Source organism: Nocardioides sp. CPCC 206348 (genome assembly GCF_048654705.1).
Classification (GTDB): domain Bacteria; phylum Actinomycetota; class Actinomycetes; order Propionibacteriales; family Nocardioidaceae; genus Nocardioides.
In genome coordinates this window covers 2,623-3,023 of sequence record NZ_JBMCZA010000168.1, presented here as the reverse complement: position 1 = coordinate 3,023, position 401 = coordinate 2,623, and the positions used below count along the sequence as shown (strand labels likewise).

1 protein-coding gene is annotated in these 401 nt (G+C 68.3%); it reads left to right on the top strand.

The annotated features are described in order from the left end of the window. Nucleotides 1–294: MMPL family transporter (locus ACOADB_RS13175; RefSeq protein WP_378599212.1), on the top strand; the 294-nt coding region annotated here is incomplete at its 5' end. Between the last annotated feature and the right edge of the window lie 107 nt (nucleotides 295–401).

Sequence of the window (401 nt, the reverse complement as noted above, 5' to 3'; positions counted from 1 at the left end):
TCCGGCTCGCTGATCGCCCTGTCCTCCACGGGCGGTGTCATCACCTCGGCCGGTCTCGTCCTCGCAGCAACGTTCCTGATCCTGGGTTCGCTGCCGCTGGTGTTCCTCGCCGAGCTGGGCGTGGCCGTGGCACTGGGCGTCCTGCTCGACACGATGATCGTGCGATCGGTCCTGGTCACGGCCATCAACCTCGACCTCGGCGGCAAGATCTGGTGGCCGAGCAACCTGGACCGGGGCGACGCACCGGCTGAGCCGCCGGCCACCGAACCGGACAAGGTCACAGCAGGCGTGTGACCCGCAGAGGTTTCGAGACGACCTCTGCTGCCTACGATGCTTCCGCGGGCCGAACGGGCGGCCCGCGGAAGCACAGGGAGTACGACGTGAGCGGCAACGGAACACCC